15 protein-coding genes are annotated in these 16681 nt (G+C 72.5%); 13 read left to right on the top strand and 2 right to left on the bottom strand.

Annotated features, from left to right (window positions below):
- Positions 1-97: 97 nt before the first annotated feature.
- The 13 genes from IEX42_RS16505 (at position 98) to secA (ending at position 15804) form a co-directional block, all read left to right on the top strand.
- Positions 98-1462 (top strand): phosphomannomutase/phosphoglucomutase, encoded by a 1365-nt coding sequence (locus IEX42_RS16505; protein ID WP_188780762.1) that lies wholly within the window; start codon positions 98-100, stop codon positions 1460-1462.
- Positions 1459-1641 carry a Trm112 family protein gene (locus IEX42_RS16510; protein ID WP_188780763.1) on the top strand — a complete coding sequence of 61 codons (183 nt, stop codon included), beginning with the start codon at positions 1459-1461 and terminating at the stop codon, positions 1639-1641. The genes IEX42_RS16505 and IEX42_RS16510 overlap by 4 nt, the downstream gene beginning before the upstream one ends.
- Before the next feature lie 21 nt (positions 1642-1662).
- A complete protein-coding gene (locus tag IEX42_RS16515) occupies positions 1663-2709 on the top strand; it encodes an SIS domain-containing protein (protein ID WP_188780764.1) in 1047 nt (348 codons plus the stop codon).
- Positions 2710-2732: 23 nt separating this feature from the next.
- The gene (locus IEX42_RS16520) at positions 2733-3668 is read left to right on the top strand and encodes a cation diffusion facilitator family transporter (RefSeq protein WP_188780765.1); all 936 of its coding nucleotides are present in this window, start codon (positions 2733-2735) and stop codon (positions 3666-3668) included.
- Between the two features lie 133 nt (positions 3669-3801).
- On the top strand, positions 3802-5241 hold the full coding sequence (gene ahcY / locus IEX42_RS16525; RefSeq protein WP_188780766.1) for an adenosylhomocysteinase: 1440 nt from the start codon (positions 3802-3804) through the stop codon (positions 5239-5241).
- Between the two features lie 27 nt (positions 5242-5268).
- Positions 5269-6009 carry an MtrAB system response regulator MtrA gene (gene mtrA, locus IEX42_RS16530; RefSeq protein ID WP_268236449.1) on the top strand — a complete coding sequence of 247 codons (741 nt, stop codon included), beginning with the start codon at positions 5269-5271 and terminating at the stop codon, positions 6007-6009.
- Positions 5990-7630, top strand: a complete 1641-nt coding sequence (mtrB, locus tag IEX42_RS16535) for an MtrAB system histidine kinase MtrB (RefSeq protein WP_188780767.1) — start codon at positions 5990-5992, stop codon at positions 7628-7630. Before mtrA ends, mtrB begins: the two co-directional genes overlap by 20 nt.
- Complete coding sequence (locus tag IEX42_RS16540; RefSeq protein ID WP_229661001.1) at positions 7630-9390, top strand: LpqB family beta-propeller domain-containing protein; 1761 nt, start codon at positions 7630-7632, stop codon at positions 9388-9390. The genes mtrB and IEX42_RS16540 overlap by 1 nt, the downstream gene beginning before the upstream one ends.
- A 112-nt stretch (positions 9391-9502) precedes the next feature.
- Positions 9503-10237, top strand: coding sequence for a ComF family protein (locus IEX42_RS16545; RefSeq protein ID WP_188780769.1), 735 nt, complete (start codon positions 9503-9505; stop codon positions 10235-10237).
- Positions 10238-10345: 108 nt separating this feature from the next.
- Positions 10346-10993: a ribosome hibernation-promoting factor, HPF/YfiA family gene (gene hpf / locus IEX42_RS16550; RefSeq protein WP_188780770.1), complete on the top strand. Its 648-nt coding sequence runs from the start codon at positions 10346-10348 to the stop codon at positions 10991-10993.
- Positions 10994-11023: 30 nt separating this feature from the next.
- Positions 11024-11698 (top strand): response regulator, encoded by a 675-nt coding sequence (locus IEX42_RS16555; RefSeq protein ID WP_229660930.1) that lies wholly within the window; start codon positions 11024-11026, stop codon positions 11696-11698.
- Positions 11695-12924 (top strand): winged helix-turn-helix domain-containing protein, encoded by a 1230-nt coding sequence (locus IEX42_RS16560; protein WP_188780771.1) that lies wholly within the window; start codon positions 11695-11697, stop codon positions 12922-12924. The genes IEX42_RS16555 and IEX42_RS16560 overlap by 4 nt, the downstream gene beginning before the upstream one ends.
- A 51-nt stretch (positions 12925-12975) precedes the next feature.
- Complete coding sequence (secA, locus tag IEX42_RS16565) at positions 12976-15804, top strand: preprotein translocase subunit SecA (RefSeq protein ID WP_188780772.1); 2829 nt, start codon at positions 12976-12978, stop codon at positions 15802-15804.
- A gap of 3 nt (positions 15805-15807) precedes the next feature.
- On the opposite strand, the gene IEX42_RS16570 is transcribed toward secA, so the two are convergent.
- Both IEX42_RS16570 and IEX42_RS16575 read right to left on the bottom strand, forming a co-directional pair.
- Positions 15808-16347, bottom strand: a complete 540-nt coding sequence (locus IEX42_RS16570; RefSeq protein ID WP_188780773.1) for an Rv3235 family protein — start codon at positions 16345-16347, stop codon at positions 15808-15810.
- Positions 16344-16681 (bottom strand): LysM peptidoglycan-binding domain-containing protein (locus tag IEX42_RS16575; RefSeq protein WP_188780774.1); only part of this gene is annotated, 338 nt, incomplete at its 5' end. The genes IEX42_RS16575 and IEX42_RS16570, both read right to left, overlap by 4 nt.

The raw sequence follows: 16681 nt of genomic DNA on the forward strand, positions 1-16681 counted from the left end.
CGAGGGAGGACGTCGAAACCACCGGCCAGGCCGGGCGCGGGGTGACCTGGTCGCCTGTGTCTGCGGCGGCAGGCGCGACTCGCCTAGCCTGAGCGCCGTGACCTCCGACCTCGAGAGCCGGCTGGCGGCGACCTTCAAGGCCTACGACGTGCGGGGGACCGTCCCCGACCAGATCGACGAGGACCTCGCGGAGCGGGTGGGTGGGGCGTTCGTCGCCGTCACCGGGGCCGAGACGCTCGTCGTCGGGCACGACATGCGGCCGTCCTCGCCGGGGATGGCGCGAGCCTTCGCGGCGGGCGCGAACCGTGCAGGTGCGGACGTGGTGCTGATCGGGCTGTGCTCGACCGACGGTCTGTACTTCGCCTCGGGGCGCCTCGGCCTCCCGGGCGCGATGTTCACCGCGAGCCACAACCCCGCGCAGTACAACGGCATCAAGATGTGCCGCGCCCACGCCGTGCCGATCGGCGCGGAGACCGGCCTGCGCGAGATCCGCGACCGGGTCGCGGCCGACGACGTCCCCGCCGCCGCGACGCCCGGTGCGACGACCGAGCAGGACCTGCTCTCGGCGTACGCCGACCACCTGCTCGCCCTGGCGCCCGTCACCGGCCGACGGCTCAGGGTCGCCGTCGACGCCGGCAACGGCATGGCCGGGCTCACCGCGCCCGAGGTCCTGGGACGGCTCGACCTCGACGTGGTCGCGATGTACTACGACCTCGACGGCTCCTTCCCGAACCACGAGGCCAACCCGATCGAGCCCGCCAACCTGGTCGACCTGCAGGCCGAGGTGCTGCGCAGCGGGGCGGACGTGGGACTGGCGTTCGACGGCGACGCCGACCGCTGCTTCCTCGTCGACGAGCGGGGCGAGCTGGTCGACCCCTCGACGCTGACCGCGCTGATCGCGACCCGTGAGCTGGTCAAGGCACCCGGTGCGGCGGTGATCCACAACCTCATCACCTCGCGCGCGGTCCCCGAGATCGTCGAGGAGCAGGGCGGACGCCCGGTGCGTACGCGGGTGGGGCACTCCTACATCAAGGCGACCATGGCCGAGACCGATGCGGTCTTCGGCGGCGAGCACTCGGGCCACTTCTACTTCCGCGACTTCTGGCGCGCGGACTCGGGGATGCTGGCCGCGCTGCACGCCCTCGCGGCGCTCGCCGAGTCGGAGGCGCCGCTCAGCGAGGTGCTCGCGCCGTACGCGCGGTACGTCGCCTCGGGCGAGATCAACTCCACCGTCGCCGACGCCGTGGGTGTGACCGCCGAGCTGGAGCGGACGTGGGGAGGTCGCGGCGGCGTCAGTGTCGACCACCTCGACGGGCTCAGCGTCGCCCACGCTGACTGGGCCTTCAACGTCCGGCCGTCCAACACCGAGCCGCTGCTCCGGCTCAACGTCGAGGGGCGGGATCGTGCGACGATGGCCGACGTCCGTGACCGAGTCCTCGAGCAGATCCGGAGCACCTCGTGAACCTCGACCCCGCACTTCGCGCGATCCTCGTGTGCCCCCAGTGCCGCGGTGACCTGACCGACGACGAGGCTGCCGGCGGGGAGTCCGGGTTGGTCTGCCCGGCGTGCCGGCTGCGCTACGCGGTCTCGGACGACGGCATCCCCGACATGCTCGTCGACGACGCCCAGCCGCTCGGCTGACGACCTGGGCCGAGCGCACCCGTGTTCGACGACCACCTCCTCGACGACGAGGCGGCACTGCGGCGGGTCGACCTGCGGCTGCGGCACCTCGCCGAGAGCGGGGCGCGCGTCCGCTCCGACGCGTACTCGGCTGCGGACGCGGTCGAGGTCGGGGCCGACCGGCTGGCCGGGAACCGCCCCCGGGCGCTGATCGCCGTCGGCCCGGAGGCACGGCTGCTGCGTGCCGTGCTCGAGCCGACCTGCCCGGTGCCCTTCGTGGCCTGGCCGCACGCCACCGACGGTGGCCCGCGGCTGCCGAGCTGGGCCGGCAGTCTCGACCTGGTCGTCGTCCTCGCCCCGGCCGGTGACCACCCCGAGAGCGCTGCTGCTGTCACCGAGGGGCTGCGCCGCGGCTGCTCGCTGGTCCTCGTCGCCCCGCCCCGCTCGCTGGCCGCCGAGCCGCTCGAGGACGGGCCCCGCGCCGCGGTCGACCGGGTGCACCTCCCGACCGGCTCCGGCGACCCGCTCGGTGCCTGCGTCGCCGCGCTCGGACTGCTGGGCCGGCTGGGCCTCGCGCCGCGGGAGGACCCCGAGGCGGTCGCCGCCGCCCTGGACGCGGTCGCCGTGGACTGCTCGCCGTACCGCGACCTGGCCACCAACCGGGCGAAGTCGGTGGCCAGCGCCGTCGCCGACACCACGCCGCTGGTCTGGGGCGGCTCGGTGGCTGCGGCCCGTGCGGCGCGCCGCACCGCCGAGGCGGTCCGTCGTACGACCGGGCGGGCCTGCCTGGCCGGGGACGTGGAGCAGCTCCTCCCCGTGCTGGAGCAGTCGCACGGACGCGACGTCTTCGCCGACCCCTTCGAGGACGAGGACGTCCCGGCGCCGCCCTCGCTGGTGCTGCTCGACGACGGCGCCGACGAGCCGGGTCCGCTGGCCGCACGCAACGCCCTGGTCTCCGTCGCTGACGAGCGTGCCCTGCGGGTCGAGGTGCTGGAGACCGAGCCCGCAGGCGGCAGCCTCAGCCGCTACGCGGCACTGGTCTCGCTCGGCGACTACACCGCGACGTACCTCGACGCGGGCACGACCTAGCAGGACCGCCTAGGGTTCGGCCCATGTCTGCCGAGGGTGGGACCCGTGCCGTCGTCGCCGCGCTGCTGGCCAACCTCGGCATCGCGGTCACCAAGTTCGTCGCGTTCTTCCTGACCGGCTTCTCCTCGATGCTGGCCGAGGCGATCCACTCCGTCGCCGACTCGGGCAACCAGCTCCTGCTGCTGCTCGGGGGCAAGCAGGCCAAGAAGCAGGCGACGCCGGAGCACCCGTTCGGGTACGGCCGGGAGCGGTACGTCTACGGCTTCCTCGTCGCGATCGTGCTGTTCAGCCTCGGCGGGCTGTTCGCGCTCTACGAGGCGTACCACAAGTTCCACGAGGTGCACGCCGGCGAGGTGGACCCCGTCGACGACTGGCGGCGCTTCGTGCCGGTGGTGATCCTCGTGGTGGCGATCGTGATGGAGGGACTGTCCTTCCGCACCGCGATGCGGGAGTCGTCGAAGCTGAAGGGGTCGGCGACGTACCCCCAGTTCATCCGCCGCGCGAAGCAGCCCGAGCTGCCGGTCATCCTGCTCGAGGACTTCGCCGCGCTGGTCGGCCTGGTGCTGGCGCTGCTCGGCGTGGGACTGAGCCTGGTCACCGGCAACCAGTACTTCGACGTCGCCGGTACGACGATGATCGGCCTGCTGCTCGTGGCGGTGGCCGTGGTGCTCGCGATCGAGACGAAGAGCCTGCTGCTGGGGGAGTCGGCGGCCCCGGACGTACAGCAGCGGATCGCCGCCGCGATCGAGCGCACCGAGGGGCTCGACGGCATCATCCACATGAAGACGCTGCACCTGGGCCCCGAGGAGCTCCTGGTCGCGGCGAAGATCGCCGTGCCCGCCACCGAGTCGGCCGCCGAGGTGGCCGAGGCCATCGACCGGGCCGAGGCGGCCCTGCGCGCGGCCGAGCCGACCGCGCGCGTCGTGTACCTCGAGCCGGACCTGCGTCGGGACCGCTGATCCGGGTTTGGCCCCGTCGCGGCGGGGCCGGGTAGAGTCGCCACCGCGCCTTTCGCACGAGATCGTGGCCAGACGCCCGCCGCACCCACGTGCGGCGCCCGACTCATCCACACACGCGAACGAAGGACGATTCATGGACTACAAGGTCGCTGACCTCACCCTCGCCGACTACGGCCGGATGGAGATCGAGCTCGCCGAGCACGAGATGCCCGGCCTGATGGCGATGCGCGAGCGCTACGGCAAGGAGCAGCCGCTCAAGGGCGCCCGCATCGCCGGCTCGCTGCACATGACCATCCAGACCGCGGTGCTCATCGAGACCCTGGTCGCACTCGGCGCCGACGTGCGCTGGGCCACCTGCAACATCTTCTCCACCCAGGACCACGCCGCCGCGGCGGTCGTCGTCGGGCAGGGCACGCAGGACGCGCCCGCCGGCACCCCCGTGTTCGCGTGGAAGGGCGAGACCCTCGCGGAGTACTGGGACGAGGCCGAGAAGGTCTTCGCCTTCACCGACGCCGAGGGCAACCCGGCCGGGCCGAACGTGCTCCTCGACGACGGCGGCGACATCACGCTGCTGCTGCACAAGGGCGTCGAGTTCGAGAAGGCCGGCGTCGTGCCGCCCCAGGACAGCACCGACAACGAGGAGTTCAAGGAGGTGCTGCGCGTCCTCGCCCGCTCGGTCGAGAACGACCCGCAGCGCTGGACGACGATCGCCGCCGGCATCAAGGGTGTCTCCGAGGAGACCACCACCGGCGTGCTGCGCCTCTACGAGCGCTTCAAGGAGGGCTCGCTGCTCTTCCCGGCGATCAACGTCAACGACTCGGTGACCAAGTCGAAGTTCGACAACAAGTACGGCTGCCGCCACTCGCTCGTCGACGGCATCAACCGCGCCACCGACGTGATGATCGGCGGCAAGGTCGCCGTCGTGTGCGGCTACGGCGACGTCGGCAAGGGCTCGGCGGAGTCGCTGCGTGGTCAGGGTGCGCGCGTCATCGTCACCGAGATCGACCCGATCTGCGCGCTCCAGGCCGCGATGGACGGCTACGAGGTGCGTCGACTGGAGTCGGTCATCGACACCGCCGACATCTTCGTCACCACGACCGGCAACTTCGACATCATCCGCTCCGAGCACTTCGAGCAGATGAAGCACCAGGCCATCGTGGGCAACATCGGCCACTTCGACAACGAGATCGACATGGCCGGTCTGGCCAAGATCCCGGGCGTGGTCAAGCAGGAGATCAAGCCGCAGGTCCACCAGTGGGTCTTCCCGGACGGCAAGAAGATCATCGTGCTCTCCGAGGGTCGTCTGCTGAACCTCGGCAACGCGACCGGTCACCCGTCGTTCGTGATGTCGAACTCGTTCACCAACCAGGTGCTCGCCCAGATCGACCTGTTCACGAAGGCCGACCAGTACGAGCTCGGCGTGCACGTGCTTCCCAAGCACCTCGACGAGGAGGTCGCCCGGCTGCACCTCGACGCGCTCGGCGTCGAGCTCACCGAGCTGACCAAGGAGCAGGCCGCGTACCTCGGGGTGGACGTGGCCGGCCCGTACAAGTCCGACCACTACCGCTACTGACGCGGTAGGTCAGAGCTGACAGCCCTCGTGTCGCCCAGCACGGAACAGCAGCCCGTCAAGGTCCTCGTCGTCGACGACGACGAGGCCCTGGCGGAGATGCTGTCGCTCGTGCTGGGCACCGAGGGCTTCTCCAGCCGGGTGGTGAGCAACGGCAAGGACGCCCTCGCCGCGTTCCGCGACTTCCGTCCCGACGTGGTGCTGCTGGACCTGATGCTGCCCGGCAAGGACGGCATCGAGATCTGTCGCGAGATCCGGGCCGAGTCGGGCGTGCCGATCGTCATGCTCACCGCGAAGACCGACACCGCCGACGTGGTGGCCGGGCTGGAGTCCGGTGCCGACGACTACGTCGTCAAGCCGTTCAAGCCCAACGAGCTGCTGGCCCGGCTGCGAGCGCGGGTCCGCCGCTTCGGCGACACCGGCCCCGAGCACCTCACCGTCGGTGACGTGTCCATCGACGTCGCCGGTCACGTGGTGACCCGTGGGGGCACGTCGCTGCCGCTGACGCCGCTCGAGTTCGACCTGCTCGTCTGCCTGGCCCGCAAGCCCTGGCAGGTGTTCAGCCGCGAGGCGCTGCTCGAGCAGGTCTGGGGCTACCGGCACGCCGCCGACACGCGCCTGGTCAACGTGCACGTGCAGCGTCTGCGGGCCAAGGTCGAGACCGACCCGGAGAACCCCCGCATCGTGGTCACGGTCCGCGGCGTGGGCTACAAGGCCGGTGCCGACGAGGGGCCCGTGAACGGGCACGGCGATGCCCCCGACGCCCTCTGACAACCGGCGGTTCGCCTTCTGGCGCCGCTCGGTCCAGGCGCGGGTGGTGCTCTCGGTCATCGTGCTGTCGGCGGTCGTCGTCGGCGTGATCGGCTGGGTGCTGATCCGGCAGATCTCCGACGGTCTGGTCGACAACCGGGTGGACATCTCGGTGGCCGAGGCCGGCAACGAGACCAAGGTCGCCCAGGAGCGGCTGGACTCGGCCGGCACCACGGACGCGGACCCCACGACCCAGCTGCGGCAGCTGGTCGACAGCCTCGTCGAGCGTGGCCGGGCCCGCGGCTTCGAGGTCGTCGTGCAGGGCCCGGTCGACGCCTCCCGCGGGCAGGGGACCCGTACCAGCCCCGGCGTGCGCCCCGTCAGCGTGCCCGCTGACCTCCGTGCGGAGGTGGAGCGGTCCTCCGGCGTCTCCTGGACCTACACCCGGATCCGGTACGACAGCGACCAGCGCCGCGGCGCGGTCCCCGGCGTGGCCGTCGGCGACCAGGTGCGGCTGCCCTCGGACGGTGGCACGTACGACCTCTTCCTGCTCTTCGACTTCGGCGAGGAGGAGGACACCGTCGCGCTGCTGCGCCGCTCGCTGATCACGGCCGGAGTGCTGCTGCTGGCGCTGCTCGCGGGGATGACCTACTTGGTCACCCGTCAGGTGGTGACCCCGATCCAGCTCACCCGACGAGTCGCCGAGCGGATCGCGTCGGGACGGCTGACCGAGCGCGTCCACGTCTCCGGCGAGGACGACATCGCCCGCCTGGGCCGCTCCTTCAACTCGATGGCCGACAGTCTGCAGACCCAGATCCGGCGCCTCGAGCAGCTCTCGCTCGCGCAGCGGCAGTTCGTCTCCGACGTCTCCCACGAGCTGCGCACCCCGCTCACGACCGTGCGCATGGCCGGCGAGGTGCTGCACGGCGAGCGGAACTCCTTCGACCCGACGACCCGGCGTGCTGCCGAGCTGCTCCAGACCGAGCTGGAGCGCTTCGAGACGCTGCTCACCGACCTGCTGGAGATCAGCCGCTTCGACGCAGGCGCCGCCGCGCTGGAGGTGGAGGAGGTCGACCTGCTCTCGGTCGTCCGTCGTACCGTCGAGGCCACGTCCCCGCTGGCGGAGCGCCGAGGGGTGCGCGTCGAGGTCTCCGTCGACGACCGCAGCGAGGACCCGGTGACCGCCGAGGTGGACGTCCGCCGTGTTGAGCGGGTGCTGCGCAACCTGCTCAGCAACGCGATCGACCACGCCGACGTGTCGGGCGAGACGGCGGCCGGCCTCGACGGCGACCTCGTCGAGGTGTGCCTGATGGCCGACCGTCGTGCCGTGGCGGTGACGGTGCGCGACCACGGGGTCGGGCTGCAGCCGGGGCAGAGCGCGCAGGTCTTCAACCGGTTCTGGCGCGCCGACCCGGCACGCGCACGCACCACGGGGGGCACCGGTCTCGGGCTGTCGATCGCGCTCGAGGACGCGCGGCTGCACGGAGGCTGGCTCCAGGCGTGGGGTCTGCCGGGGCGCGGGGCGCAGTTCCGGCTCACGCTGCCTCGTGTGGCCGGCGAGGACGTCGAGCACAGCCCGCTCCCGCTCTCGCCCGCCGGGCTGAGGGACCTCGGCAGGCGGCGCCGGACGGGAGCCCGGTGATGGTCCGTACGCCGCGCCGACACCTCGCGGTGGTCCTCGCGCTGCTGGTGTGCCTGACCGGGTGCGGCGTGCTCCCCACCTCCGGTGCCGTGCGGCACGTCGGCCAGACGAGGTCTCCGGACGGCGACGTGAGCGCGCGGTTCATGCCGCCCGGTCCCTCGCGGGGCGACTCCGTGGAGGAGGTGGTGTCGGGCTTCCTGGTCGCGATGACCGGCAACCCGGTCGGGATCCCCGTCGCGCGACGGTTCCTCGACACCGGCTCGCAGGAGACCTGGCGGCCCAGCCAGGCGATCATCGCGTACGACTCGGTGAAGGTCGCCGCGTCCTCGACCGTGGGCAAGGCGACGGTGACGCTCGGTGGCGTGCGCCGCTTCGACGCTCGTGGTGGCTGGCTGGGCGGCAGCGAGACGACCACGCAGCAGCTCACGATGCGGCTCTCCGTCGAGGACGCCGAGTGGCGGGTGACCGACCCGCCCGATGCGCTGGTGGTCCCGTCCTGGTACTTCTCCGAGCACTACCGGCCGCTGTCCTTGTACTTCCTCGACCAGACCGGCCGCACGCTGGTCCCGAACCGGGTCTTCGTCCCGCGAGGCGACGACGCCCCGACCGCGCTGGTGCGCGGCCTCCTCGGGGGACCCGGCGCGGTGCTGGCGCCGGTCACCCGTACGGCGATCCCGAGGGGCACCGAGCTGGAGCTCTCCGTCGTGGTCCGCGACGGCGTCGCCGAGGTCACGCTGTCCGGTCCGATCGCCTCGCTCCCGGCGCCCCGGCTCGCGCAGGCGCTCGCCCAGTTCACCACCACGCTGCGGCAGGTGCCGTCGATCCGCCGGGTCCGGCTGCTCAGCCGCGACGCCGCACTGACCCTGCCCAACGGGCAGCGGTCGGTCTCGGTGGACTACGGCGCGCGTCTCTCGCCCCGGATCGACGGGTCGGACGACGCGGTCTTCGGCCTGCGGGGCAGGCGGCTGGTGGCCGGCGGTGGCGAGGGCAGCCCCGTCGACGGGCCCTTCGGGTCGGGGGCCCTCGACCTGCGCAGCGTCGCGGTCGGCATCACCGCCGACCGGGCGGTCGGCGTCGGCACCGACGGGCGGTCCGTGCTCACCGCACCGCTGGGCCGCCAGGCGGCAGCGAGCCCGGTCCGTCGGATCTACACCGGTACCGACGTGCTCCGTCCCGCCACCGACATGTTCGACCGGACGTGGCTGGTGGACCGTCGTCGCGGCGGGGCGCGGGTCCTGGTGGTGGGCACGGACGGCGTACGCACCGTGCAGGTGCCCGGGGTCACCGGTCAGCGGGTGACCGCCTTCCTCATCAGCCGGGACGGCACCCGGCTCGTGGCGCTGGTCGACGGCCGTCGACTGACCTCCAACCTGCTGCTGCGCGACCGTGGCGGCGGTGTGCGCCGGGTGCTCGGTGCCCGACCGGTGCCGGGTGTGCCGAGCGAGCTGGGCAGGCTGGTCGACCTCAGCTGGTTCGGGCCCTCCGACGTCGCCGTGCTCGGGCGCCCCTCCGCCGGGATCTCGGAGGTCACCTTCGCCACGGTCGACGGCTCGCCCGGCGACCCCGACGTCGTCCCGCCCGACACCTGGCGCGGCGAGGCGGTGGGGCTGGCCGGGTCCTACGACCCGTCGCTGCCGCTGTTCCTCGTCGTGCCCGACGACCGCGCTGGCCGGCGTGTCCTCGTTCTCGACGGCTCGTCGCATCGGTGGCGGGACTCCGGGCTGCGGCCCGGGCTCGAGGCGCCGACGTACGTCGGGTAGCCGAGGTCCGTGCGCAGCCGTTCCGCGTCCACAGCGCCACGGACGTGACGGGTTCTCCCCACCACGCGCGAGGTCGGCGCACGAGCCGGTCGTCGGCGGGCACGGTGGCCGCGTGCCTGCGCAGACCGCCGCCCCCGCCACCGTCGTGGACGCCCTCCTCGACCTGGTCACCGGGTCGGCCTGCGCGGTATGCGGCCGCCCCGGACGCGTGCTGTGCCGGCTGTGCCGCGCGGCGCTGCCTCGCGTACCGCTGCGGACCGAGCCCGAGCCGTGCCCGCCGGGCCTGGCGCCGGCCTGCGTCGCCGGGGCGTACGCCGAGGCGCTGCGCTCCCTCGTCCTCGCCCACAAGGAGCACGGCGTCGTCGCCCTCGCCCGCCCCCTCGGCGACCTGCTGGCGACCGCGGCCGACGGTCTGCTCCCCGATGACCGGGCGCCGGTGCTGCTGGTCCCCGTTCCCTCACGCGCCTCGGTGGTGCGGGCCCGCGGCCACGACCCGGTGCTGCGGATGACCCGCCGGGCGGCCCGGGTGCTGGCCGCCCGCGGCCACCCGGTCGGCGTACGCCGCCTGCTGCGGCAGGTGCGCCGGCCGCGGGACCAGGCGGGCCTCGACGCCGACGCCCGGCGCCGGAACCTGCTGGGTTCGACGAGGTCCCTGGCGGCGCCGGTCGCCCGGGTGCTGGCCACCCGGCCGCAGCCCCTGCTCCTGGTCTGCGACGACGTGCTGACCACCGGCTGGACGGCGCGGGAGTCCCAGCGCGCGCTGGAGGTGGCGGGTCTGCGGGTCGACGGCATCGCCTGCGTCGCGGCGACGCGTCGCCGACACCGGGCCCGGGCCCTGGTGCGGTGACGCGCGACGCACTAACGTCACGACATGGACGACCAGACTCCATGCGTGACCCGGGTGCCCACGGCGGTGCCCGGGTCGCGGTCTTTTTACGGCTAGCGGGAGGTTGCGATGGACATCGTCGTCAAGGGCAGGCACTGCGAGGTGTCGGCCGGGTTCCGGGAGCACGTCGAGGAGAAGCTGGCGCGGCTGGAGAAGCACGACGACCGGCTGATCCGGATGGAGGTGAAGGTCGAGAAGGGCGTGTCCTCCAAGCCGGACTGCGCCGTACGCGTCGAGCTCACCGCCCTGTCCCGGGGACCGGTGGTGCGCGCCGAGGCGTGCGCCGAGGACAAGATGGCGGCCCTCGACCTGGCCCTGGACAAGATGGCCTCCCAGATGCGGCGGGCCAACGACCGGCGCAAGGTGCACCGCGGCCAGCACTCGCCGGCCGCGCTGCGTGACGCGCTGGTCGAGGAGGTCCCGGCCGACCTGGCGGCGGGCGCGGGGGACGACGGTGCGGTCCCGCCGACCACGGGCCCGGTCCGCGTCGAGGGCGACGGCCCCCTGGTGGTCCGCGAGAAGACGTTCCCTGCGGTGCCGGTGACCGTCGAGCAGGCGCTGTACGAGATGGAGCTCGTCGGGCACGACTTCTACCTGTTCGTCGACGCCGGGACGGGTGCTCCGTCGGCGGTCTACCGCCGGCGCGGCTACGACTACGGCGTGATCGCGCTCGACCTGGAGGCCTCGGAGGTGCCGCTGCGCGTCGCCGAGGGCTGATCCGCGGCCGGCGTCTGCCACGATGACGTGGTGGCAGGTCAGGAGTCCGAGCCGATCCGGGTCGTCGTGGTCGACGACCAGGAGCTGTTCCGTCGTGGCCTGACGATGCTGCTCGGGGTCGAGCCGGACATCGAGGTGGTCGGCGAGGCGGGCGACGGTGCCGCCGCCGCCGAGCTGGCCGCCTCGGTCGCGCCCGACGTGGTGCTGCTCGACGTCCGGATGCCCAAGCGCTCCGGGCTGGAGGCCTGCGTCGAGATCAAGGAGCTGGTCCCGACCGCCCGGATCATCATGCTGACGATGAGCGACGAGGAGGGTGACCTCTACGACGCGGTGAAGAACGGCGCGTCCGGCTACCTCCTCAAGGACGCCTCCATCGACGAGGTGGCGCAGGCGGTCCGCGTGGTCGCCGAGGGGCAGTCGCTGATCAGCCCGTCGATGGCGGTCAAGCTGCTCGACGAGTTCAAGGAGATGTCGCGCTCCGGGCGGGCCGAGGAGGTCCCCGGACCACGGCTGACGGCCCGTGAGCTCGAGGTGCTCAGGCTGGTCGCGACCGGACTGGCCAACCGCGACATCGCCGGCCAGCTCTTCATCTCCGAGAACACCGTGAAGAACCACGTGCGCAACATCTTGGAGAAGCTGCAGCTGCACTCGCGGATGGAGGCCGTGATGTACGCCGTGCGCGAGAAGATCCTCGACCTGCCGTGAGCGCACCCCTCCGCCTCTCGGCGGCGCAGGCGCGCCGCGTGGCCCTGGTCGCGCAGGGGTTCCGCGACCCGCGCCCGGCGGTGCCGACGATGCGGACGTTCTCCCGGACCCTCGAGCGCACCGGCGTCCTGCAGGTGGACTCGGTGAACGTGCTGGCGCGCGCACACTATGTGCCGCTGTACTCCCGGATGGGCCCGTACGACACCTCGCTGCTGCACCGCGCGGCCGAGCGACGACCGCGCCGCGTGGTGGAGTACTGGGCCCACGTCCAGGCGCTGATGCCGGTCGAGCTGTGGCCGCACATGCAGCACCGGATGGCCGCCTACCGGGCCCGGAACGGGAAGTGGGGCAACGACGGCGTCACGCCCGAGCTGGTCGACTCGCTGCTCGCGGAGATCGCGGACCGCGGGGCCAGCACCGCCCGCGACCTGGACGACGGTCTCCCGCGCACCAAGGACCACTGGGGCTGGAACTGGTCGGTCACGCGACGTGCGCTCGACGCGCTGTTCGCCGGCGGCGTGGTCGCGGTGGCGGGACGCAACTCCGCCTTCGAGATCCGCTACGACCTCCCGGAGCGGGTGCTGCCCGCCGAGGTGCTGGCGACCCCCACGCCGTCGCCGGCCGAGGCCCACCGTGAGCTGGTCCGCCGCGCCGCCCGCTCGTACGGCGTCGCCACCGAGCCGGACCTGCGCGACTACTACCGGATGCACCACGCGGAGTCGCGTCCCGCGGTCGCCTCGCTGGTCGAGGACGGCGAGCTGGTCGAGGCCGAGGTAGAGGGGTGGGGGGCGCCGGCGTACGTCCACCGCGACGTGGCCGAGCGGGGTCTGCCCCGGCGGGTCGGGGCACGTGCCCTGGTCAGCCCGTTCGACCCGGTGGTGTGGCGCCGTGAGCGCACCGAGCGGCTCTTCGGCTTCCACTACCGCATCGAGATCTACGTGCCCGCCGACAAGCGGCGGCACGGGTACTACGTGCTGCCCTTCCTCCTCGGCGACCGGCCGGTGGCGCGGGTGGACCTCAAGGCCGACCGGGCCGCGGGGGTGCTGCGCGTGCCGGCGGCGTACGCCGAGGACCACGCCCAGGGATCGGCGCAGGCCGAGACGGCCCACGAGCTCGCCGCCGAGCTGTGGCAGCTGGCGGGCTGGCTGGGCCTCGACCACGTCGTGGTGGGGGAGCGGGGCGACCTCGCGGCGGCGCTGGCAGCAGCCGTCGGACGAGGTCAGTAGCATGGCGATGGTCTGTTTCCGCACCAACGCTCCGGGAGTTCTGCTGTGTCGATGATCGACAAGGTCCTGCGCATCGGGGAGGGCAAGATCCTCCGCCGGCTCCAGGCCGTCTCCACCTCGGTCAACGCCGTCGAGGACGACTTCGTCTCGATGAGCGACGAGGAGCTGCGCGGCATGACCGACGAGTTCCGCAAGCGCATCGAGGACGGCGAGCCGCTCGACGACCTGATGCCCGAGGCCTTCGCCACCGTCCGCGAGGCGGCCAAGCGGGTGCTGGGCCAGCGCCACTTCGACGTCCAGGTGATGGGCGGCGCCGCGCTGCACCTCGGCAACATCGCCGAGATGAAGACCGGTGAGGGCAAGACCCTGGTCTCGACGCTGCCGGCGTACCTCAACGCGCTGACCGGCGACGGCGTGCACATCGTCACCGTCAACGACTACCTGGCCAAGTTCCAGTCCGAGATGATGGGCCGCGTCCACCACTTCCTGGGCCTGAGCGTCGGGGTCATCCTCCCCGACATGACGCCGGACCAGCGGCGCGAGGCGTACGCCTGCGACATCACCTACGGCACCAACAACGAGCTCGGCTTCGACTACCTGCGCGACAACATGGCCAACAGCCTCGAGGAGTGCGTGCAGCGCGGCCACCACTTCGCGATCGTCGACGAGGTCGACTCGATCCTCATCGACGAGGCGCGCACCCCGCTGATCATCTCCGGCCCCACCCAGGACGAGGTGAAGTGGTACGGCGAGTTCGCGAAGGTCGCCAAGCGGCTCACGCTCGACACCGACTACGAGGTCGACGAGAAGAAGCGCACCATCTCCATCCTCGAGCCCGGGATCACCCGCGTCGAGGACCACCTGGGCATCGAGAACCTCTACGACTCGGTGAACACCCCGCTGATCTCGTTCCTCAACAACTCCATCAAGGCCAAGGAGCTGTTCCGCAACGACAAGGAGTACGTCGTCATGGACGACGAGGTGCTCATCGTCGACGAGCACACCGGCCGCGTGCTGTCCGGGCGGCGCTACAACGACGGTCTGCACCAGGCGATCGAGGCCAAGGAGGGGGTGACGGTCCGCGAGGAGTACCAGACGCTCGCGACGATCACCCTGCAGAACTTCTTCCGGCTCTACGACAAGCTCTCCGGGATGACCGGCACGGCCATGACCGAGGCCTCCGAGTTCGACAAGATCTACAAGCTCGGCGTGACGCCGATCCCGACCAACAAGCCGATGGCGCGCGTCGACCAGGCAGACCTCGTCTACCGCACCGAGGCCGCGAAGTACGACGCCGTCGTCGACGACATCGAGGAGCGGCACAAGAACGGCCAGCCCGTGCTGGTCGGCACCGTCTCGGTGCAGAAGTCCGAGCTGCTCTCGAACCTGATGAAGAAGCGCGGCATCCCGCACACGGTCCTCAACGCCAAGCAGCACGCCGACGAGGCCAAGGTCGTGGCGCTGGCCGGCCACAAGGGCGCGGTCACGGTCGCGACCAACATGGCCGGTCGCGGCACCGACATCATGCTCGGCGGGTCGGTGGAGTTCCTCGCCGACCAGGAGCTGCGCGGCCGCGGCCTGGACCCGGTCGAGCAGCCCGAGGAGTACGACGCCGGGTGGTCCGAGACGGTCGAGCAGATGCGCGAGCGTGTGGCGCGCGAGCACGACGAGGTCAAGGAGGCCGGGGGCCTGTACGTCGTCGGCACCGAGCGCCACGAGTCGCGCCGCATCGACAACCAGCTGCGCGGTCGCTCGGGTCGTCAGGGCGACCCCGGTGAGTCGCGGTTCTACCTCTCGCTCGAGGACGAGCTGATGCGGCTGTTCAAGTCGGACTGGGTGGACCGGGTGCTGCTGGCGCTGAAGGTGCCCGACGACGTACCGATCGAGAACAAGTCGGTCACCAAGTCGATCGCCTCGGCGCAGGGGCAGGTCGAGGCGCAGAACTTCGACTCCCGCAAGAACGTCCTCAAGTACGACGACGTGATGAGCCGGCAGCGCGAGGTCATCTACGCCGAGCGTCGCGACGTGCTCGAGGGAGCCGACCTCGACGACCAGATCCGGGCGATGATCCACGACGCCGTGGGCGGCTACGTCGACGCCGCGACCGAGGAGTTCCCCGAGGAGTGGGACCTCGAGGCGCTGTGGACCGCCCTGCGGACGATGTACCCGATCTCCGTGCGGTACGAGGACCTGGAGGCGGAGGCAGGGGGCCGCGACGGCATGGACCGCGACGACCTGCGCGAGACGCTGCAGGCCGACGCCCAGAAGGCGTACGACGCCCGCGAGGCGCAGCTCGGGGCCGACGTGATGCGCGAGCTCGAGCGGCGCGTGCTGCTCTCGGTGCTGGACCGCAAGTGGCGTGAGCACCTCTACGAGATGGACTACCTTCGCGAGGGGATCGGGCTGCGGGCCTACTCCCAGCGCGACCCGCTGGTCGAGTACCAGCGCGAGGGCTTCGACATGTTCTCCGCGATGAAGGAGGGCATCCGCGAGGAGACCGTCGGGTACCTGTTCAACGTCGACGTCCAGCTCGAGGAGCCGGAGGAGCCGGTCACGATCAGCGTCGAGGACGCGGCGGCCGCGTCCGCCGACAGCCTGCTGGCCGCGCTGGCCGGCGGTGAGGCGGGCGCCGAGGACGGCGCTCGAGCCTCGGTGCGGGCCAAGGGGCTCGACGAGCCGCGTGCCGCGGCCAACCTCAGCTACTCCGGGCCGGACGAGGACGGCGAGGCCGAGGTGCGCGGCAGCGTCACGACGGCCGACGACGAGTTCGCCGGTGTCAGCCGCAACGAGCTGTGCCCCTGCGGGTCGGGCAAGAAGTTCAAGCGCTGCCACGGGGCGCCGGGCGGCCCGACCGGTCAGGTGACCCGCGCCGGAGGGTAGGGCTCACCCGAACTCCAGCGCGGTGCAGGTCCAGCGCCCTTCGGCGAGCTCCAGCCTGCCCGCGAGGGCACGGCTGCGGCCGCCCTGCTCGACGCGGGCGCAGATCTCGGCGACGTACGGCGTGGGCATGGCGACGTGGACGCTGCGCACCTGTGCCCGGACTCGGCGCCGGCGCTGCACCGGGCTGGCGACGCGGTTGAGGACCTCCGAGCGCCGGCTCAGGTCGAGGTAGACCTCCGGGCTGGTGCAGCGCAGCAGCTGCTGCGGACCGCGGTCGCCGCCGAGCACCTCGACGAGGACCTGGACGAAGCGCAGGGTCCACGCCCGGGTGCGCGCCTGCCCGCCGTCGAGCAGCCGGAGGTCGGGGCGCCCGGCGCGTACGGGCGCGCCGCTGCGGTGCCGCGTCGGTGCGGTCGCCAGCGCCAGTGCGCCGTCGACGCCCGGCCGGTCCGTGGGGGTGAGCCGCGCGACCGCGGCGACCCCGGGGCGCTGCCAGGGCGCGACGGTCTGCGTGGTGGTGGCGGCGGTGGTGGGCTGCGTCATGGCTGGTTCTCCTCGGAGGTCGGTGGCAGCCGCAGGTCGGTGCCGGGGTGGATGAGGTCGGGGTCGCCTCCGACGACGTCGCGGTTGGCGTCGTAGATCGCCGTCCAGGCGCGGCTGATCTCGGCCGGGCCGGCGTCCGGTGGCAGGTGACGACGCGCGACGGCCCAGAGGCTGTCCCCGGGACGCACGGTGTCCTCGCCGGTCGCGGACGGTGTGCCGGTGGCGTGGGGGGTGCCGGCCGTGACGGTGCCGTCGGCGGCCGCGCGCTGCGGCGCCCGTGCGCCCCGGCCGCGGTCGGACGCTCCCGGCGCGGCGGTCGTCGACGGGCGCGCGG

The organism is Marmoricola endophyticus, from assembly GCF_014644415.1.
Lineage (GTDB): Bacteria > Actinomycetota > Actinomycetes > Propionibacteriales > Nocardioidaceae > Marmoricola > Marmoricola endophyticus.